A 19673-nucleotide genomic window follows, 5' to 3' on the forward strand; every position below is an offset into this window, starting at 1 on the left:
GAACATATATAGAAAAGATTCATAAGATATAACAACGGAAGAGAAACTAAATCATCAAGCAGTGGGGGACCTGTTATGGCAATGAGAAGGAATGGAAAATCGAATAAAGGTTCCACCAAAACAAATGCTGCCAACACCCTTCTCAATGGCAATCTTAAAGGAAAGAACCTGGAAATTATCGTCGCAGCCTTGCTGGTGAGCGGGAGATTAAGAGTAGATGCCGTCACATTGTTTCGAGAAGCCACATTGGTTGTTGAATTGGTTGGACAGTATAAAACACTTCAAAAAATGACACCATCGAATGCTGACAAAGTCGTCCAATTTCTTGACGAAATGGGTGATGTTACTTTGGATGATGTCGTTAGGGCTTTTCAGAAAAGAATAAATTCTTAAAAGGAATGAGGGTGATGTGATGTCTGAATTTGACGGGATCGGCTTCGCCGAACTGATAATTGTAGTCATCCTTGTCATGTTATTTGTATTTGGCTCGACGGATATTGAGAATCTGTCTTCTACGCCTACAACGACCTAAGTAGCCTTATAAGCCGCCTTCCGATTGCATGCATCATGTGATCTAAAGGAGAAGATAAAGAAAAACGCCAGTTTGCAATCAGGACTGGCGTTTTTTGGGGTTCACAGAAATAAAGGGGAGAATGCAATCCAGGCCAAAATAAGAGCCAGCACAATGCAAACATTTTCTACAACGGCTCCATGTTTTGTACCTGTACTCATGAGATTGATCCTTATACGCCACTTGATTGGTGGCAATGGACGAATGCCGCGATTCGTCAATGAATCAGCCAATAAATGCATGGCATAAGCTATTCCTCCGGCCACCCAGATCTCTGGCCCTTGCAAATGAGTCGTACTGTAGAGCAATCCAGCCCATACAGCGGTTCCATATAGGGTGTGTGTCAATCCCCTATGCGTTAACGTGGTACACAGCATTAACAGACTGCCTGCAATCAGATTCCATGGTGCGAATGCATGTCCATAGAATACAAGTCCCAATCCTATCGCAAACATCAACACTTTGCGCAGGGAACGGGACGGCAGGAAAGACACCATCGCAATCAGAATGGCGAGCAGCAGATTCCAAGGTTTCGCCTGCACATAGAAGTATACAAATACAGCGACAGGCAGCAGAATTGTCTGTAAGAGTCGAATCAAGCTGTTCGGCAATGCCTTGGATACGAGTAGCGAATTCGGTTCATCAATGTCCGGTAACAGCGAACCGATCAGGGCCACGGTAACTGCCGGTGCAGTTATGGGCATGCCGGACAATTGCAGAACAGAGAGGGATACAGTGGTCCCGATAATAAGGTGGGATCTTCCCATCATGGTGCAAAAACTTCCTTTCAAGAGTATAGGGAACATGAACGGCCCACTTCCGATATTACATCAAAAAGAAAACAAGAACAATAGTTCGCATTTCTTATTTCCGTGACAGGGCTCACACTTTTAAATTTGTGACTCCTCTATCGCTATTAGTGAAATTAATCACATTTTATGTCAGCATTGGAGGTTATGATTAAAATATAAACCACTAAAAATGATGGTAATGTACAGTGTCCATTCAAGGAGGCATACACACATGAACGGAAACAAAGAAAAATTGGTTATTATCGGTAATGGCATGGCAGGCATAAGTACGGTTGAACAAATTTTAAAATTGAGTTCTCGGTTCGACATTACGGTCTTTGGCACAGAGCCCTACCCCAACTACAACCGGATTATGCTGTCCTACGTGCTGGAAGGCAGCAAAACAATTGATGATATTGTGCTCAATGATCTGCATTGGTATGAGGATTATGGTATTACCCTCCATACGGGTACAACCGTAACACGGATTGATTCCGAGACCCATGAAGTCGTTACTGCAGAAGGCGAACGCTTCCCTTACGACAAAATCATCATCGCAACCGGCTCCAGTTCCTTCATTCTTCCCGTACCCGGTCATGACAAACAAGGGGTTGTTGGGTTCAGGGATATAGCCGATTGTAACGTCATGTTGGAAGCTGCGAAACAATACAAAAAAGCGGCTGTCATTGGGGGCGGGCTTCTAGGCCTGGAAGCTGCCAAAGGGCTGGTCCAGCTCGGGATGGAAGTCACAGTTGTGCATTTGATGCAGGATCTGATGGAACGCCAGCTTGATCCGCAGGCGTCCGCGATGTTAAAAGCCGAACTCGAACGTCAGGGCATCCGGTTCAAGATGGGTGCACAAACCGCAGAGCTGCTTGGTGGCGAACGGGTAGAAGGTATTCGTTTTGCCGATGACTCCGTGCTGAACACCGATTTTGTTGTTATGGCCGTAGGCATCAAACCCAACACGGATGTAGCTCGTGAAAGCGGTATGGAAGTAAACCGGGGCATTGTGGTGAACGACTATATGCAAACATCACTGGATAACGTGTATTCCGTCGGGGAATGTACTGAACATCGCGGTGTATGTTACGGCCTCGTTGCCCCGCTATTTGAACAAGGCATGATTCTGGCCAAACATATATGCGGCGTGGATACCGCTCCTTATGAAGGTTCTGTTGTATCCACCAAATTGAAAATTTCGGGCGTGGACGTCTTTTCGACCGGTGAATTTATCGACAGTCCCGAACATACGGTCATTGCGCATAAGGATGACTGGAAACGCACGTACAAAAAAATTCTTCTTCGGGATAATATCTTAGTAGGTGCCGTACTCTTTGGTGACATTACGGATTCTGCAGAATTACAGAAGTTGATCAAACAAAAAGCCGAAATGACCGATGAATTGTATGCTTCACTGATGGGTACAGGCTGTGGCGGGCACAAAAAGGCTGCCTCCGTGGAAACCATGGCAGAAGACGAAATTGTCTGCGGATGTAACGGGGTAACCAAAGGAACCATTGTCGATGCCATTACGAATCAAGGATTAACCAGCGTAGACGAAATTAAAGCCTGTACGGGTGCAACCCGCTCCTGCGGCGGCTGTAAACCGGTTGTTGAACAAATTTTGCAATATGTGCTTGGGGACAGCTTCACAACAGGTGCCAAACAGGGAATCTGCGGTTGCACCTCCCTCAGCCGGGATGAAATCGTAGCCGAGATTAGACAAAAAGGATTGCAAACGACGAAAGAGGTCATGCATGTCCTGGGATGGAGTCAGCCCGAAGGATGTTCCAAATGCCGCCCAGCCATTAACTATTACCTTGGCATGATTGCGCCAGATACCCATGTGGATGAAAAGGAATCCCGTTTTGTCAACGAACGCATGAACGCCAATATTCAAAAAGATGGCACATATACCGTTGTACCGCGCATGTATGGCGGGGTTACAACACCGGAAGACTTGAAACGCATTGCAGACATTTCGGTCAAATACGATGTAAAAGCCGTCAAAGTAACAGGAGGTCAGCGTCTGGACCTGATTGGAGTCAAAAAAGAAGATCTGCCCAACGTGTGGGCTGAGCTGGATATGCCTTCAGGCTACGCATACGCCAAGTCGCTGAGAACGGTCAAAACATGCGTCGGTTCACAATTTTGCCGCTTCGGCACACAGGATTCCATGGCGATGGGCGCTCTGCTGGAGCGTAAGTTTGAACGTCTGGATCTGCCTGCCAAGTTCAAATATGCCGTAAACGGCTGCCCTCGTAACTGTGCGGAGTCGTGTACAAAAGATATCGGTATCGTAGGCAACGACGGCGGCTGGGAAATATTTATTGGAGGCAACGGCGGCATCAAGGCCAGACTGGCTGACTCCCTGTGCAAGGTGAAGACCGATGAAGAATTAGTTGAGCTTTGTGGAGCAATCATGCAGCATTATCGGGAGACAGCCAACTACCTGGAGCGTACTTCCGAATGGGTGGAACGTGTGGGTCTGGAGCAGATACGTTCGGTTGTTGTCGATGACGTGAAAGAGCGTAAGGCTCTCATGGAACGAATCGAATTCGCTTTGAAGCAAGTGGAAGATCCTTGGAAAAAAGCGCTGCGTAACGAGGAAGGTCAGAACAAACTTTTCCATGGCATAGAAGTGACTGCTCGACCATAGTACTCCGCTTCGACCATTATAAGATAACGCTTTATAAATCCTGTACGTTTAACCTGAAAATAAAGGAGATGTTCATATGACAACACAGCAATCTGCCATCTACTATCCTGCCGGAGAAATCGAAGATTTCCTGCCGCAGATTGGCAGAGTAGTTGAGATTAAAGATCACGAACTGGCTGTATTTCGGACCTCTGATGGCACCATCTTCGCCGCAGAAAATCGTAGTCCCCATCCCAAAGGTGGACCGCTGGCAGAAGGGATGGTCTCCGGGTATGATCTGTACGATCCACTGTATGATTGGAAAATCGATCTGAGCACAGGTCTTGTGCAGGCCCCCGATCAGGGCCAGGTGCGGATGTATCCTGTGAAAATCGAGAACGGGCAGGTTTGGATCGCTATATAGCTATATATTTTCACTGTCAACGATAGATGCACCAATTGGAGGAAATCGTCATGTATACACCCAATGTTGAAGGCATTATTGAAGCTGCGGTTAAAAAACGGGATCAAATGAACGCCAGCCTGCCACGTTACATGGTTGCAGCCTTGATGGCTGGTGCTTATGTAGGTCTTGGCATCATTCTGATATTCAGTATCGGTGCCCCGCTGCTTGCTGCTCAGTCACCACTGCAAATGATGCTGATGGGCATGTCTTTTGGACTCGCCCTCACACTCGTTATCTTTGCCGGATCGGAACTGTTCACAGGTAATAACATGTTTTTCACCATGAGCACACTGGCTGGCCGGACTACCGTTCGGGATACACTCAAAAACTGGGGACTTGTCTTTCTGGGCAACCTGATCGGTGCCGTTCTGCTCAGCCTGCTCATTGTGGGCAGCGGTCTCTTCAAGACGGCTACACCCGAACATCTGCTGTTTGTCGTTTCTGCCAAAAAGATGGCCGCTCCCGTTAGCGAATTGTTCTTCCGTGGCATTCTCTGTAACTGGCTGGTCTGTCTGGCGATCTGGATGGCAGCCCGCTCGAAAGAGGATATTGCCAAACTTGTCCTCATCTGGTGGTGTCTGTACGCCTTTATCGCCAGTGGTTATGAACATAGTGTCGCCAATATGACCTTGCTATCCTTGTCCTGGCTGCTGCCAAACCACCCGGATACGATTACTCTGGCAGGCTGGATGCATAACATGATTCCGGTCACGCTCGGTAATATTATCGGAGGAGCTCTATTTGTCGGCATGGCTTACTGGTTTGTTTCGCCTGTGAGAAAAAAAGAATAGATCGCCTACCATATAGTTCACTTTCGTTAGTAGTCTTTTTGCAGGAACTCAGATGTATACCAACGTTTAATTTAATCTGCTTGTACATCTTGATTACCATTTCTTCACCACCATTCTTCCTTCGACTTATCTTCAAAGGGACATGGTGGTTTTTTCTATTTAGCCATTTTTACCTTTCATGTATACATCGTTAATCCACGGTTAATATAACTGGAGTATACTCGGTGCATACCCAACTAAAAAGGATGATTGCATACATGGGAATTCATACGTACTTCAGGTCTCTAAACGATCTCGAACGCATTATCCGCACGCCTGGCAAATTCAAGTTTGAAGAACACAGTGTATCCGCACACTCCTGGAAAGTTGTGCAGTACGCCAAAACGCTCGCCGATATTGAAGAACAACACGGCGTCAGCATCGATTGGAAGAAGTTATACGAAATCACCAGCAGCCATGATTATGGTGAAATCTTCATCGGTGATATTAAAACACCGGTCAAACATTACTCTCTGGAGCTGCGTTCGATGCTGCAACAAGTGGAAGAAGGCATGGTTGAGCATTTTATTAACGAAAATATTCCTGAAGAATTCCAGCCGATTTTCCGCAGACAGCTGCGTGAAGGCAAAGATAACTCTGTCGAAGGACTTATTCTGGAAGTGGCCGACAAAATGGATCAGGTGTACGAAGCGTTTGCTGAACTGCAACGTGGCAACACCGAGAAGGAATTTATCGTGATGTACCGATATGCCCTGATCAAAATCAAAAATATTGACCTCCACTGTGTACACTATTTTCTCGAGCATATTCTCCCCGACATCATTGAGGAAGGCAACCGTTCCCTATTTGATATCCGCCAAATCACGGAAGAGGCCTTGTCCCAATAATCAGCTCCAGTCATCGTGGTTCTTCAAGGGCCATGGACAGGGCTTTTTTTCGTTATTGTAACTGTTGGCGATACTCGCTAGGATACAGTCCTGTCTTGTTTTTGAAAATACGGCTGAAATAATGGGAATCACTGTATCCTACCGCTTTACCTACTGTCTTGATATCCATATCTTCAAAGGCCGCGAGCATGCGTTTTGCTTCGTTGATTCGAAGTCCTGTCATATATTTGAGCGGTGTTTCGCCCGTTACTTTTTTGAAGCACTTTCCCAGGTAATCCACACTGAAATGCATCTGTCCTGCCATATCCTGCAACGTGATTTCATGCATATAGTTCTGTTTCAGATACCGTTTGACAGCCTCTGCAATATCTTCCGGCTTTACCTGTTCGTCCTGCACTGCGCTGACATGGGCCAGCGAGTCTCCTGCCCTCCCGAGTTTTAATTCCATCGCGTCCAGCAGCGACCGGAGTTGTTGCTCCGTGAGTGGTTTGAGGAGATAATCCTCCACTTTATAATGGATCGCCTGACGTGCATATTCAAACTCATGGTGGCCGCTCAGGATTACAATCTTGACATGGGGGTAGGCAAAATACAGATGTTTTGCCAGTTCCAGCCCATTCATAACCGGCATCTGAATATCGGTAACAACCAGGTCAGGCACCATTTGTTCAATTAGCTGTAATGCTTCCTGTCCATTCCTCGCTTCACCAATCACCTCGAAACGTGTGCTAATCTCCCTGAATTTACGCGATACATTGCGGCGAATCAATGCCTCGTCCTCGACAATAATGGTTCTATACGTCAACGTCATGGATTGAACGGTGCTCCTTTCGAATGGAACCTCCAATGGTAATGCTCACTCCACCAGAAAGTTTGTTTACAATATGAATACGAGCTGCGGGGCCATACCATAACTTCAGTCTGATCCAAATGTTCCGGAGGCCCATCCCGCCCATCTCCAGCTCAGGCATGCGCTCCCATTCCTGTGATTTCTTCATGTATTGCTGTATGGCGCTAAGCGCCTCGGGTTCCATACCAGGTCCGTTATCTTCTACTGTTATTTGCCATGCCTTTGCTCTCGTGTCCAGTTCTCCAATGATATGTATCCTCCAGGGTGGCGTATCCCCAAGTCCATATTTCATGACATTTTCCAATAACGGCTGAATCAGAAGCATCGGAACCTGAATGTCTTTCATTGCGTCAGGGATATGAAATTCATAGACCAGATCATCTTCAAACCGGATTTTCATACACTCCAGGTATCGTTCGCAATAGTCGATTTCTTTGGATAATGGGACACCGTTTTTGTTCGGGGTCGAGATATAACGCAGCATAGAAGCAATATGACCACAGAACGCAACAATCTGCCCATTCATGCCTTCTTCCGCCATGATACTGATGTTCGTAATGTTGTTATACAGAAAGTGAGGATTCATCTGGGACTGCAAGGCCAGCAATCTGGCATCCGTCTCCTGTGATTTGATGGCCATCATATCCTGAAAGGACTGTACAAGCTGTTGATTCAGTCTGATAAATGTATCATTCAGTTCATCCATCTCGCGGATGGAACCCGGACGATCCAGCTTAAACAACTGACCCGAGTCCTCACCCGTGGTTAGATCATGCACACCCGTTTTCTGAATAATACGCTGCAAACGATGGAGCGGCAAAGTGACACGCTTCGAGATCAGGTAAGAGAGAAGCAGAATAAGCATCAATGTACCCAAAGTAGCCCCCATAAACAGAAGAGCCATGCGATTCAGATTTGCAAAAAGGGACTGCTTGGACTGCATAACGACAACCGTCCATCCTGTCTCCTGTGAGGTGGTGTATGTCATCATCTGTTTCGAATTCCCATACGGATCAGCAATTTCCTGCATCGTTCCTGATGCCTCGTCACCATTACGAACTCTCTCTACAACGTAGGCACTGTTTTCAATCAACTCTCGATCATCAGAAGCAAAAGGATATAATAGTGTATTTCGCTCGTCCATCACATAAATGCGAAGATCATCATGACCACCCTGTACTTCATTCAAATGCTGGAACAAGGTACCCGCATCCTGCAGAATCTCAACGACTCCCTGACTGACGTAATTCCCGTCTTTGTATACGCGAGTGAGAGAGATATACGGATTCCCGGACTTCCCCTCCTCTGTAGGCATAGGAAGACTTCCCCCATCCAACAGCCGGATGACCCGCCAGCCACTCCTCTCCCACGTTTCCTCGTACCATGGTCGTTGAGTGAGGTCTACCGACATTTGACCGTTAAAAGACCCTGCCCCCAGCATTTTGCCATTCACGTCATAGATATTCGCCTGTTTCGCCGTGTTGGAGCTGCTAATAATCGCCAGAATGACATCAATCAATGTCGTTGTATCCTTGTAAAATGCCGGATCACTCCCCAGTGTCTGTTCACTGTCCTCCGCCGGAGACAAATAATGACTGAAATGTTCTTTCACCAGATTGGAATACACAATGTTCATGGAAAAATTGTTCATTTTGACAACCTCTTGATCCAGATTGCCTACTATCGATACCCCCAGTTGCTTCTGCTGCTCCTCACTACGATTACGAATATCGCTTGCGAGAAAAACATACAGAAGGCCCGCTACAATGAGCGAAAAGATTATAAACACCGCAGAGTAATAGGCAAACAGACTTTGCTGAAGCGTTCTAAAGCGATAACGAACCATCTCACACCTCATCCTCTTGACTTAAGTCTATTGCGTTATTCGAAAATGTCCACTCAACAGAACGCTTTTGTCTATTGAGCACATTCGTCGTTCACAGTAAAGTTATCCACATAAGAATACGCTTACATTAAGCGTTTCGGCAAGTGTCAATTATTCTTTTTATTCTGGGAGGTTCAATCATGAGAAAACGATTTCTATTTTCCTTCGCAAGTGTGCTGCTGCTCTCCACCCTGCTGCTTGCCGGATGCAACTCCGGTAAAAATGCGGACGGCAATGGCAAGGTAACACTCACCTTCGGAACAAGCCAGTCCGGTATTCCACGTACAGGAATCATGCAGACGATGGCTAAGGAGTATGAGCAGGAAACTGGCGTCAAAATTGACTTTCAGGTGGTACCTGACGCCCAGTGGCGTGACTTGATCAAGGTGAAGCTCGCCTCCGGTGAAGCTCCTGATATTTTCAACGTTGATGTAGACCCGCTTAGCATGCCTGCCAACGTAAGGCCGGAAGAAAACGCGATTGATCTGACCAAGGAAGAATTTACGGGTCGCATGTCGGAGGAGATTTTACCAACAGTGAGTCACCAGGGCAAGGTATATGGCGTTTCTTTTGCACCAACAAAAATCTGGTATGTGTACTATAACAAACGCATCTTTGAAGAGCTTGGCATTGAGCCGCCAACTTCATATGCAGAATTCAAGGCGATCAGCCAGAAAATCAAGGATAAAGACATCATCCCTTTCTATCAGGCACCTGCCAGTGGATGGTATCAAGTTCTGCCTTTGTTCGAAACGGGGCCTAACTATGAGCAGTCTGCGCCGGGAACGTATGAGAAACTGAACAACAATGAGATGAAAGTTGAAGATTTGACGCAGCTCAAGACGGTCATTGAGCAGTTGAAAGAATTTGCGGACCTCGGCTATTTCGGCAAAGATTTCCTCTCCAATACCGTTGAAGCGGGAATCGAGGCCTTTGGTCAGGAGAAAGCGGCCATGCTGCTGCGGGTACCAGGTACGGAAAAGGAAGTGTCCGAGGCTTATCCGGCGATGGCGGACAATATGGGATTCTTCGTCATGCCGTGGGGAGACAACCAGACCATTGGTGTGAACCCGGGTGGTTCAGCAGCCATGTTTGGCAATAAAAACAGCAAACATCCTGAGGAAGTACTGAAATTCTTCCGCTGGATTACGGAGCATGATCATCTGCAGCGTGTCTTTGATGAAGGTGAAGGCAATCTGACGATCTGCTGGCCAGAAATCGAACCGAAGCTGACGCAGGATTATATCGATTATGAGAAAAATCATGAAAAGGGTACGGTGATGCAGGCAGCCGTGAAGTACATTGATCCGCAATGGATGGATATCGGCAAGGATCTTTCCGGCATGTTCGCCGGAGCAATGACCCCGGACCAAATATTGCAGAATATTGATAAACGCCGGGCTGAACAAGCCAAAGTGCTGAAGGATGAAGCGTGGCAATAACAGCGTATAGGCCGGTACCTATAATATAAGGCTGACCAGCGTTGCATGCAGCGGGCATCGCCCGCTCATGGATGTTGGCAGGAAGGACAGGTGTAACGGATTATGAATGCGAACAAGATCTATCCCTGGTATTTCTCATCCGGAGCGATTGTATTATATCTACTGTTCATCGTCGCTCCCGCCCTGCTGGGCATCTACTACTCCTTCACCGACTGGAACAGCTACAGTTCGGAGAAGAACTTTATAGGCCTGGAACATTTCCGCACTATTCTGGCGGGTGATCCAACGTATTTACTTTTTATTAAGAATACAGTACTTTTTACCCTCATTACCTCCATCGCCAAGACGGTACTGGGTCTCTTCCTTGCCCTGCTGCTGGTCAGCGGTGTAAAGGCCGCCAATCTGCATCGGATGATCATTTTTTCACCCCAGGTGCTGTCATTCCTGATCGTCGGCCTGGTATTCAAAAGCCTGCTCGATCCCAACAACGGGTTCGTTAACGTGACGCTGCGTTCGCTCGGTCTGGACGTTCTGGCCCAGAACTGGCTGGGCTCACTGACCTGGGCCATGCCATCCATCATGGCGGTGGATACGTGGAAAGGGATGGGGTACATCATGGTCCTCTTCATCGCCGGACTGCTCGCCATTCCCCGTGATTATTATGAAGCAGCATCCATTGATGGTGCCGGCTTCGGGCAGAAACTGTTTCGGATCACCATTCCGATGCTGATGCCTACGATCACGATCGCCACGGTGCTTAATATTACGTACGGGCTGCGGGTATTCGATGCCGTATACGTGCTGACTAACGGTGGACCAGGCAACGCGACAGATGTGATTAACACAGCGGTGTATTCCTCTTTTGCAAAAGGCTATTGGGGGCTCGGCAGTGCGTTATCCACGATTCTGTTTGTCCTTATGGCGATCATCTCCTTCTTCATCATCCGCTTGATGAACCGAAAGGTGGAATTCTAGATGCGAGTGAGAAAACGGCTGGTTTCCATCGGATTAAATGTACTCGCCTGGCTGCTTAGCCTGGTGGTCCTGATTCCTTTTGTCGTCATTGTCCTGAATTCATTCAAGTCCGATGCTGAAGCCAAAGTACTAAAACTGACCCTGCCTGAGAAGTTTATCTTTGAAAATTATAAAATCGTCTATGAACAGGGACACTTGGGAGGTTCCTTTTTCAACAGTCTGCTGCATTCAACGGCTTCCTCCCTGCTGCTTGTGTTTGTTGTGGCGTTCTCGGCCTTTACATTGTCGCGCAATCATTCGAAGTTCAGTCAGTTCCTGTACTTCTTCCTGATTCTCGGTATCACACTGCCGCTCAATTATATCCCTTTAATGGAAGTGATGAAATCCCTGGGCATGATTAATTCGCATGTGGGCATGATTCTGCTGTACACAGCGATGGGCATTCCGATCTCGCTATTCATCACGTATGCGTTTGTGTCCAATATTCCCAAAGAACTGGATGAGGCAGCCATAATGGACGGGTGCAACGGGATCAAGTTGTTTCTCAGAATTATCGTGCCTCTGTTAACCTCTGTACTGGTGACGGTGTTTGTTCTTAATTTCCTGAGTGTCTGGAATGAGTTTACCGCCCCGCTCTACATGCTTAATACCGTCGAGATGTGGCCGATGACACTGGCTGTATATAACTTCTTCGGACAGTTCAGTGCTCAGTGGAATCTGGTGAGTGCGGATATCGTGCTTACTTCCCTGCCTGTGTTGATTGTGTTCCTGATTGGGCAGAAATATATTGTTGGCGGTCTAACTTCCGGGGCAGTGAAGGGATAAGATCACTTGAATGACGATATCCCAAACCTTTTTTATAAAAAACTGCTGACTTCACAGTCAAAAAGCCCTTGTCTGCAAAGCATGTGTGTCTGGTTCTTCAACCAGATCGTTCACCTGCTTCGGACGGGGGCTTTCGCTGTGGAGATCTTTAACCGTCACACATCCATTCTGAATTAATCGTGCGCCAAACCGGCAGAATCGGGCGGAGCGACGATCTCGCTGTCTTGCTCCAACGACTTGATCATTTTCAAACGGGATGTGATAAGCGCAATCAAAATAACGAAGAGACCCGCAATGATGAACAGCAGGGCAATGCCTCTTCCCGGCCCTGTTCCAATGATCTGACCCACGGAAGACGCCAGCGCTCCACCCTCTATCATCAATGGATTAAACACATGGTCGGCCAGAAATCCAGCCAAACTGTATGCTATCACGAACCCGAGCTGTGACAGAATACCAATAATGCCCCATACCATGCCCTGCTTTTCGTTGGCGATATTGTTACGTACCAGCACATCTGCGCTCATATTGACAAACGGCAGTGATGACAGGAACAGAAAACCTGCGAAGATAATAAAATAAATGTTGGTGGATACCCCCAGAAGCGAGAAGGACAGGCCGCACAAAATCAGACCCATTACCAGTACACTTGCGTATTTCTTCGTCATCGTAAATATGCCGATGCACAAGCTGCTGATCAGCATGCCAATCGCGCTAACAGACTGAAACGTCCCCAGTGTTTTGGCGTTTGTAAAGGACAGCAGCATCGGGCCAATAAGTGTCTCCAGGAATCCCAGATAGAAAGTGACCAGAGAAATAATCATGACCAGCAGCAGCACTCCCTTGTTGGTTACAACTTCTCTCCAGCCCTCCTGAATAGCAGTCATCCAATTTTTGTCTTCTTTATCCTCTCGCTCCACCTTCATGCTCTTCCGAATAACCAACACAGCCAGCATAGCAACCACGAATGTCAGAATATTAATGACCAGAATGACTTCAATGGTTGTTATACTCAACAGAATACCCGCAAGGATGGGTGAAAACAGAAACTTCGAGGATTCAGCCAGTTGCACAAGACCGCTTCCTTTGGAGAATTGATCTTTATCCAGCAAGTCGGTGGCAGAGGCCTTATATGCCGGGCTTTGCAGTGCGGAAAACACGGAACTACAGGCCACTCCCACATAGATATGCCATAACTGGATATCACCCGTAAGCATAATCGACAGAATGAAAATCAAACCCGCCGCCGATCCCAGGTCGCCGATGATCATCATGGTTCGACGGTCGAACCGATCAGCCAGCACGCCTCCAATCGGTCGAAGCAGGATGTTCGGCAGAAACGTGAACAAGGTAATCAGCGCAACACTTGTTGCGGTATTCGTTTTTTCGAAGGCATATACCCCCAGCGAGAAGGCTGTAAGACCAATCCCGATCATGGAGATAAGCTGACCGAACCATACAACCAGAAATTTCCGAAATGATTTTTGAACGGTATGTTCCATGGATATCACTTCTTTCTTGGCTAAGCTTGATGTGGAAAATAAAGACGGGTGACGTAGGCAAAGCTTCCTTTTTCGGCTCCCAGAACACGTTCCATAATATGCGTGAAGGCTTCAACCTTTTGTTGGAGTTCTTCCTCCTCCCATTGAAAGATGCCTCGATCCAGCAAAAATTGGGACGATACGAGCAGAAATTCGATGGATTCCTTGGGGCTAGGTGTGTGAAACACCCCTTCCTGAATGCCCTGCTCCACCACTTCAGCCAAGATCGGACTTAACCGAATTACCGTCTCCACGAGACTCTTTTGGTGCATCTCCACATTATGGACACTGTGCAATTGCTCGATGAGATCATGCTTTCTGTCGTCAGGCTGATTCTGTGCCATCATGATTCGAAAAATTTTGTCATGGGCGTTCAGTTTGGGATCGGATACCACGCGCTTGGCTAATGCCTCCCCACTGAGAATAAAACGCATGACGATGGCGTTCATAACCTCTTCCTTGGACTGGAAATAATAATAAAATGTGCCTTTGGCAATGTTGCACGCCTGGAGGATATCCATGACCGTTGCTTTGGTATATCCCTTGGTCACGAACAGAGTCTCTGCCGCATCCAAAATCTCGTTTCTGCGTTCTTCCGGGTTTTTCATCAATCTCATATCCTGGCCTCCGATACGTAGACCGACTGTCGGTCTATTGTAGTCATAAAGTTCTTTTTTTAGAACCCCATTTCAGTCAACCATTGCGCCAGATGGGTTTCTCTTGCCTTCAGATCCTGACGTTCTCTTTCATATTTTCCGATATTTTTGTCTGCAACCAGTTTGCCGTCCATCATAAACAGCACTCGTTCCGATCTGGCAGCGACTTTGACATCATGGGTTACGAGCAAAATGGTTGTACCTGCTGCATTAATATCGCCCAGAATATCCATAATTTCATACGTCGATTTGGAATTCAGCGCCCCTGTCGGTTCATCTCCGAATAGAATATCCGGATTATTAATAAGCGCGCGGCAGATGGCGATCCGCTGCAGCTGTCCTCCCGAGGCTTGGGTGATGTTATGCTGAGCCAGCCCGTCAATCCCCATTTTTTTCATCAGTGACATCGCCCGTGTATTGATCGTTTCTCTGCTGCTGTTCTTGGCAAGATATGCGGAAAGTACGATATTGTCCAACAGATTCAGATTCTTGAGCAGATGAATATTTTGAAAAATGAACCCCATCTTGGTCAGACGCAGACTTGCCAGGTCTCTCTCCTGAAATGCGGATATTTTTTTGCCATTAAAATAGACGCTGCCCGCACTAATCTGATCCATGCCGCTAATGTTGTACAATAACGTGGACTTGCCTGAGCCGGACGGGCCCATGACGGAAACAAACTCTCCCTTTTTTAATTGAAGGTTGATATCTTTCAGGATGCTATGTTCTTCATTCTCGCCGATCGCTACGGATTTATTCACTTCTTTGGCTTCAAGTATAGTTGTCATCGTTAACCCTCCCTATTCCACAATCATTTTGGATATGCTAGTTTCCTTGATCGATTGTATGCTGATCCATGCTGTCAGTACGATCGTGCCTGCAAGCAACAATGGGCACAAAATATATGCCTGCAGCGGGTTAACAACAAAAACAATATTCGAAGCACCAAACGTCGACATGATGCCACTGACGAGTAACGGACCCAGTGTATTGGACAATATCGTTCCAGCCACAACCCCAACAATCAATATGACAAGTGACATCACGACATACTTCAACTTGATCTTCGACAAGGCAAAGCCAAGACTTCTTAAAACAGCAATGTCATTGTTGTCCTTGGCTACTAACATCTGAAGGAACAGAGATGTAATCAAAATGGATATGAAAACACCTATAGCCAAAGCCAGTATCGTAACCAATCTTAATTGCTGAATCGTTCCTCCAAGTGTCTGATTCAGATAGCCTTGAAGATCCGTTACTTTGGCCGGAGAGAAGGACGTCTCATACTCAGCTATTTTGGCAGCCATTTCCCCGCGATCTTTCAGATCCAGACTAACCACGTACCACAAAACGCTATCCTTGTTGTAGGGCAACAAAGCCTTCGCCGTTTTCCCACCATTCGTAACGTCCTGGTATATGCCACTGACCGTCATCACCTGGTCCTTGCCATTAACCAGCAGGGTAAGCTGCTCACCTGTCTTCAGACCCAGCTCGCCGCTGTTTGCATCCGATAGCGCGATTTCATTCTCGGTTGTTGGCGCATTCCCGCTAACATAGGACAATGGAAAAATACTGAAATCCCCGGTTTCCACACTCAGATTGTCGTAACTTCCTTCTGCATTCCGAACCTTGAACTGGCTCGTTACCAATGGGGAATACGTTTTGATATCTTTATCATTTTCGATCTGGGCAACCAGATTGGCATAACGCTGCTCTACATCGTCTGTGTGCCTCAAGTCAATGCGAATATCGCTTTGTCCAACACCCATATAGGAAATAAAGCTTGGCGCCTGTAAAGTGTTCAGGAAGTTGACTGGCACAATCATGATAAATGAACTGACCACAAAGACGAATAATAACAATCGGAACATCTTTATTCGCTGTATGACTTCCTTCAAACCTAGAAAGACGGGTACGGAAGACCAGCGATTGCGGGACAAACTAAGCCGATTCCGAATGAGCTGCGTGTCTCCCAGGCTTCCGGTACGGAGAGCATCCACCGCGGAGATGGAACGAAAACGCCGCAGTACCGTTCGACAGAACAGAACCACCATTGTAAATATCAATCCGGCTGCCACTAAAGGAATTGCAAAATGCAGCAGGGTTGCAGGCGCTTTTCCCATATACAACATAATGTTTGAAACGAATAGTCTGTTAACTCCGAGCGATACAATGTAACCCAGCACGGAAGCTAATCCGGCCATAAAAATATACTTCATCAGATACAGTCTCTTGATATCCTTCTCGGCGATACCAATCGCTTTCATGACACTGATCTCACGATAATCCTCTTCGATGGTCGCCAGCATTGTGAAGCGGATGCAAAGCATCGCGATCAGGATCAGCACAAGACTGACCAGAATAATGACGGCTGCAATAACTCCGTCGGTCATGGCATTCAATACCTGGAACAGCCCGTAAGTTACAACTGGCCCGGTATTGGGAAGCCCTGCATTTTGGTAAGCCTGGGTGAAATCTCCCGTCTGTCCGGGATCAGTCAACCGGAACTCAATGAGATACTCCATCTCCCCGATGCTCTGCTTCAGTTCCTGCAAATTCCCTGAACTCACAATAAATCGTTTGGAGTGGACAACCGACGGATTCATCTGAGCATCACGGACAAAATCAACAATCGTATAGGAACGCTCAAACTGTCCATTACCTACCCGGACCTGATCACCCACATTCAATTTGTTTTGCTGCATGTAATATATCGGTACTGCGATCTCGCCGTCGTTAACCTGTATAATCTCACTGTTCAGATTCAATAAGTAGTCAAAACCCTGATTCTGTGTAACAAAATCAATGTCCATAACGCTGTTCTTTTCAGACTCTGCTCCGAGAAACAGGTTAGAGCCGTCAATGTTGACCATCTCCACAATCTGATGCTGCTGGGCCATGGCATTTTCCTCGGCCCATGTGTTCACTTTGGCCTGATCGAGCTCTCCGGCATGCATTTGAACAAAGTGCGGTGTTTTGGATTCAGAGAACAGATATTGAATGGAACTCGTTAGTTCCATAATCATCCGTGACCCCGAAGATACCAGCAAGGCGGCCAGCAGTACAAAAATAAATAACGCAGCCGTAATCCCTTTCTTTCTCGTTATATCGTTTCTCAGCATTCGTAGCAGCATAAACGAACATGGCTCCTCTCATAAACTGGTAGTTTGAAGTTAATCTGGAGTCAGATCATTATGGACAAATATTATTTCAAATCACATGTTTATAACTAGAAGTTATGAGAAGCTAATTCGTTTAAATTTTTTTAAAAATAGGCATCACTCCCCCTGCATTTCGTCTTAGAACGATTTTCTCAATATATACATTTGTGTAGATAATCAGATTATATATCCACTAAAATATTTGTCAATTAACATATTTTTTTCTATTTATTCTGGTTATTATCATCATCTATAATTACGAAATATTCCAAATGTAAATTGCCGTTTAAACAAAAAAATTTGACAACGTCTATTTTTGTAACTATTATAGTTACAATGGTGGTGATCATCCATGAAACAAATCAGCAGTCGCTTTTCCATCGCGGTTCATACGCTGTCTCTGGTCGCTGTTGTGCCCAATGAGTGCACTGGAGATTATATCGCCAAAAGCGTGAATACGAATCCCGTGATTATTCGGCGGATCATGTCCAAGCTGAAACAGGCTGGCCTGATTGAGGTTAGACCCGGTGTCGGCGGTGCTTCCTTGTTGAAGGACCCTGCGGATATTACCCTTTTGGATATATATCGAGCTCTTGAAGTCGTCGAGGATGGGGAGTTGTTCAACTTCCACAAACATCCGAATCCAAATTGTCCGGTTGGCAGCATGATCGAACACACTTTGCGTGCTGAACTTATTGAAGCTCAGACAGCCATGGAGCAGCGCTTGAATCGTGTAACGATACAACAGATGATGGATCAGGTTCACGTCTCTGAATAAAAAAGCTCATTATGAGCTTTTTTTAAACTTTTCGTTGTAATCACACCTGTTATAACATCTACGATTACATCCATTCATGTAGATTGACATTTCAGATTAGTGTCGATACAAAACACACCCTATAGGAGGAAATATCAATGAAAATTTTAGTTACAGGAGCAACAGGTCATTTGGGTTCACTGGTCGTAGAGGCTTTGTTAAAAACGGTATCTGCTGGGGATTTGGCTGTAAGTGTACGCAGCCCGGAGAAAGCGGAAGCTCTTCGTGCTCAGGGCGTTGACGTTCGTCACGGTGATTTCGATCAACCGGAAACATTGGAAAAAGCGTTTGCTGGCGTGGACCGTTTGCTGCTCATTTCCACCGATGGTGACAATGAAACGCGTATTCGCCAACATCAGACTGCCGTGAACGCTGCCCAGAAAGCAGGAATTGGATTCATCGCTTATACCAGCGTTGTGAATGCAGAGAATAACACTCTTTCCCTGGCTGAAGTACATCGCGCCACAGAACAGGCGATCCGCGAATCCGGCATTCCTTATTCCTTCCTGCGTAACAACTGGTACCTGGAAAATGAAGCAGGCAGTGTTCAAGCAGCTTCCCAGGGCGCACCTTGGGTGCATGCAACTAACGCCAGCCAAGTAGGCTGGGCTACTCGCAGTGATTATGCACATGCTGCCGCCACAGTACTTACAGGTGAGGGACATGAGAATTCAATATATGAGTTGTCTGGTAAACTGCGTACTCAAGCTGAGCTCGCTGCTATTGTTGGGGAAGTGCTTGGACAGGACATCAACGTGCAAAACGTGGACGATGCCGCATACGCTGAGATCATGAAAGGTGCAGGTCTGCCAGACTTTGTTGTCTCCATGCTCGTAGATATGCAAAGTGCCATTCGTGAAGGTGCACTTGCTGTAGAGAGCGAAACATTGGAGACATTGCTTGGCCGTCCGGCTCAACCATTGAGCGAGGGTGTTAAAGCGATTTTGGGCAAGTAAGTTTTGGGTACGAAAACTCTCCAGATCCGAACTCTCTCTTTGTATACATAGAGGAGAAGTAATGGAAATCAAAAAGGGACACATCAACGAATGTTGAATGTGTCCCTTTTTGTGTAGTTAAGAACTATAACATCATCTGGAAGCTGAACAGATCACTTATACAAGTGCGTGTCTTCAGTCCCACTGAAAGCGGAAGCCGACCTGAACGTGTCAGGGCATCGCATCTTGAATGTACAAGTAAGCGAGTACTAACGAATCGGAGGCGTCTTATTCATGGATTTGAGGTAACCATAGAAATCTAAGAAACCTGAGACACGCTATATCAGAATAAACAGCCGTTTACAGCGTTTTTGACAGGAAATACAGGAAATAACGTGTCTGAGGTTCCGTACTTTTTAGAAAGAGCATCTGAAGGCGA

Annotated in this window: 17 protein-coding genes; 10 read left to right on the plus strand and 7 right to left on the minus strand. The window is 46.5% G+C overall.

From position 1 onward, the window contains the following. The first annotated feature begins 75 nt into the window (after window positions 1-75). Window positions 76-393, plus strand: a complete 318-nt coding sequence (locus MHB49_RS25040) for a hypothetical protein (RefSeq protein ID WP_405153377.1) — start codon at window positions 76-78, stop codon at window positions 391-393. A gap of 240 nt (window positions 394-633) precedes the next feature. Here the strand turns inward: MHB49_RS25040 and MHB49_RS25045 are convergent, their stop codons facing one another. Then, complete coding sequence (locus tag MHB49_RS25045; RefSeq protein WP_247898610.1) at window positions 634-1341, minus strand: metal-dependent hydrolase; 708 nt, start codon at window positions 1339-1341, stop codon at window positions 634-636. A gap of 253 nt (window positions 1342-1594) precedes the next feature. On the opposite strand from MHB49_RS25045, the gene nirB reads away from it, so the two are divergent. The 4 genes from nirB (at window position 1595) to MHB49_RS25065 (ending at window position 6147) form a co-directional block, all read left to right on the plus strand. After that, window positions 1595-4024: a nitrite reductase large subunit NirB gene (gene nirB, locus MHB49_RS25050; RefSeq protein WP_247898611.1), complete on the plus strand. Its 2430-nt coding sequence runs from the start codon at window positions 1595-1597 to the stop codon at window positions 4022-4024. Window positions 4025-4100: 76 nt separating this feature from the next. Then, complete coding sequence (nirD, locus tag MHB49_RS25055) at window positions 4101-4427, plus strand: nitrite reductase small subunit NirD (RefSeq protein WP_405153378.1); 327 nt, start codon at window positions 4101-4103, stop codon at window positions 4425-4427. A 50-nt stretch (window positions 4428-4477) separates the two neighbouring features. Continuing rightward, the gene (locus MHB49_RS25060) at window positions 4478-5260 is read left to right on the plus strand and encodes a formate/nitrite transporter family protein (RefSeq protein WP_405153379.1); all 783 of its coding nucleotides are present in this window, start codon (window positions 4478-4480) and stop codon (window positions 5258-5260) included. Between the two features lie 257 nt (window positions 5261-5517). Continuing rightward, complete coding sequence (locus tag MHB49_RS25065) at window positions 5518-6147, plus strand: YfbR-like 5'-deoxynucleotidase (protein WP_247898614.1); 630 nt, start codon at window positions 5518-5520, stop codon at window positions 6145-6147. Window positions 6148-6199: 52 nt separating this feature from the next. Here the strand turns inward: MHB49_RS25065 and MHB49_RS25070 are convergent, their stop codons facing one another. Further along, window positions 6200-6958, minus strand: coding sequence for a response regulator (locus MHB49_RS25070; RefSeq protein WP_405153380.1), 759 nt, complete (start codon window positions 6956-6958; stop codon window positions 6200-6202). After that, window positions 6942-8843: a sensor histidine kinase gene (locus MHB49_RS25075; RefSeq protein ID WP_405153381.1), complete on the minus strand. Its 1902-nt coding sequence runs from the start codon at window positions 8841-8843 to the stop codon at window positions 6942-6944. Before MHB49_RS25075 ends, MHB49_RS25070 begins: the two co-directional genes overlap by 17 nt. 179 nt (window positions 8844-9022) lie before the next feature. Here MHB49_RS25075 and MHB49_RS25080 point away from each other — a divergent pair, with 179 nt between their 5' ends. The 3 genes from MHB49_RS25080 (at window position 9023) to MHB49_RS25090 (ending at window position 12124) form a co-directional block, all read left to right on the plus strand. Next, window positions 9023-10324 carry an ABC transporter substrate-binding protein gene (locus tag MHB49_RS25080; protein WP_405153382.1) on the plus strand — a complete coding sequence of 434 codons (1302 nt, stop codon included), beginning with the start codon at window positions 9023-9025 and terminating at the stop codon, window positions 10322-10324. A gap of 102 nt (window positions 10325-10426) precedes the next feature. Beyond that, entirely contained in the window at window positions 10427-11299 is an 873-nt protein-coding gene (locus MHB49_RS25085; protein WP_247898618.1) for a carbohydrate ABC transporter permease, read from the plus strand. Beyond that, on the plus strand, window positions 11300-12124 hold the full coding sequence (locus MHB49_RS25090; RefSeq protein ID WP_405153383.1) for a carbohydrate ABC transporter permease: 825 nt from the start codon (window positions 11300-11302) through the stop codon (window positions 12122-12124). It begins immediately after the preceding gene. 173 nt (window positions 12125-12297) lie between these two features. Here MHB49_RS25090 and MHB49_RS25095 read toward each other — a convergent pair whose 3' ends face one another. The 4 genes from MHB49_RS25095 to MHB49_RS25110 are packed head-to-tail and all read right to left on the minus strand — an operon-like array spanning window position 12298 to window position 17455. Continuing rightward, a complete protein-coding gene (locus tag MHB49_RS25095; RefSeq protein WP_405153384.1) occupies window positions 12298-13626 on the minus strand; it encodes an MFS transporter in 1329 nt (442 codons plus the stop codon). A 20-nt stretch (window positions 13627-13646) separates the two neighbouring features. Further along, entirely contained in the window at window positions 13647-14282 is a 636-nt protein-coding gene (locus MHB49_RS25100) for a TetR/AcrR family transcriptional regulator (protein ID WP_405153385.1), read from the minus strand. 59 nt (window positions 14283-14341) lie between these two features. Then, complete coding sequence (locus MHB49_RS25105) at window positions 14342-15109, minus strand: ABC transporter ATP-binding protein (protein ID WP_405153386.1); 768 nt, start codon at window positions 15107-15109, stop codon at window positions 14342-14344. A gap of 12 nt (window positions 15110-15121) precedes the next feature. Then, window positions 15122-17455, minus strand: a complete 2334-nt coding sequence (locus tag MHB49_RS25110) for an ABC transporter permease (RefSeq protein WP_405153387.1) — start codon at window positions 17453-17455, stop codon at window positions 15122-15124. A gap of 379 nt (window positions 17456-17834) precedes the next feature. Between MHB49_RS25110 and MHB49_RS25115 the strand changes: the two genes are divergently transcribed. Both MHB49_RS25115 and MHB49_RS25120 read left to right on the plus strand, forming a co-directional pair. Further along, complete coding sequence (locus MHB49_RS25115) at window positions 17835-18260, plus strand: Rrf2 family transcriptional regulator (protein WP_405153388.1); 426 nt, start codon at window positions 17835-17837, stop codon at window positions 18258-18260. Between the two features lie 137 nt (window positions 18261-18397). Next, window positions 18398-19255, plus strand: coding sequence for an SDR family oxidoreductase (locus MHB49_RS25120; protein ID WP_405153389.1), 858 nt, complete (start codon window positions 18398-18400; stop codon window positions 19253-19255). Window positions 19256-19673 lie beyond the last annotated feature (418 nt).

The organism is Paenibacillus sp. FSL K6-0108 (genome assembly GCF_045040695.1).
Lineage (GTDB): Bacteria > Bacillota > Bacilli > Paenibacillales > Paenibacillaceae > Paenibacillus > Paenibacillus pabuli_B.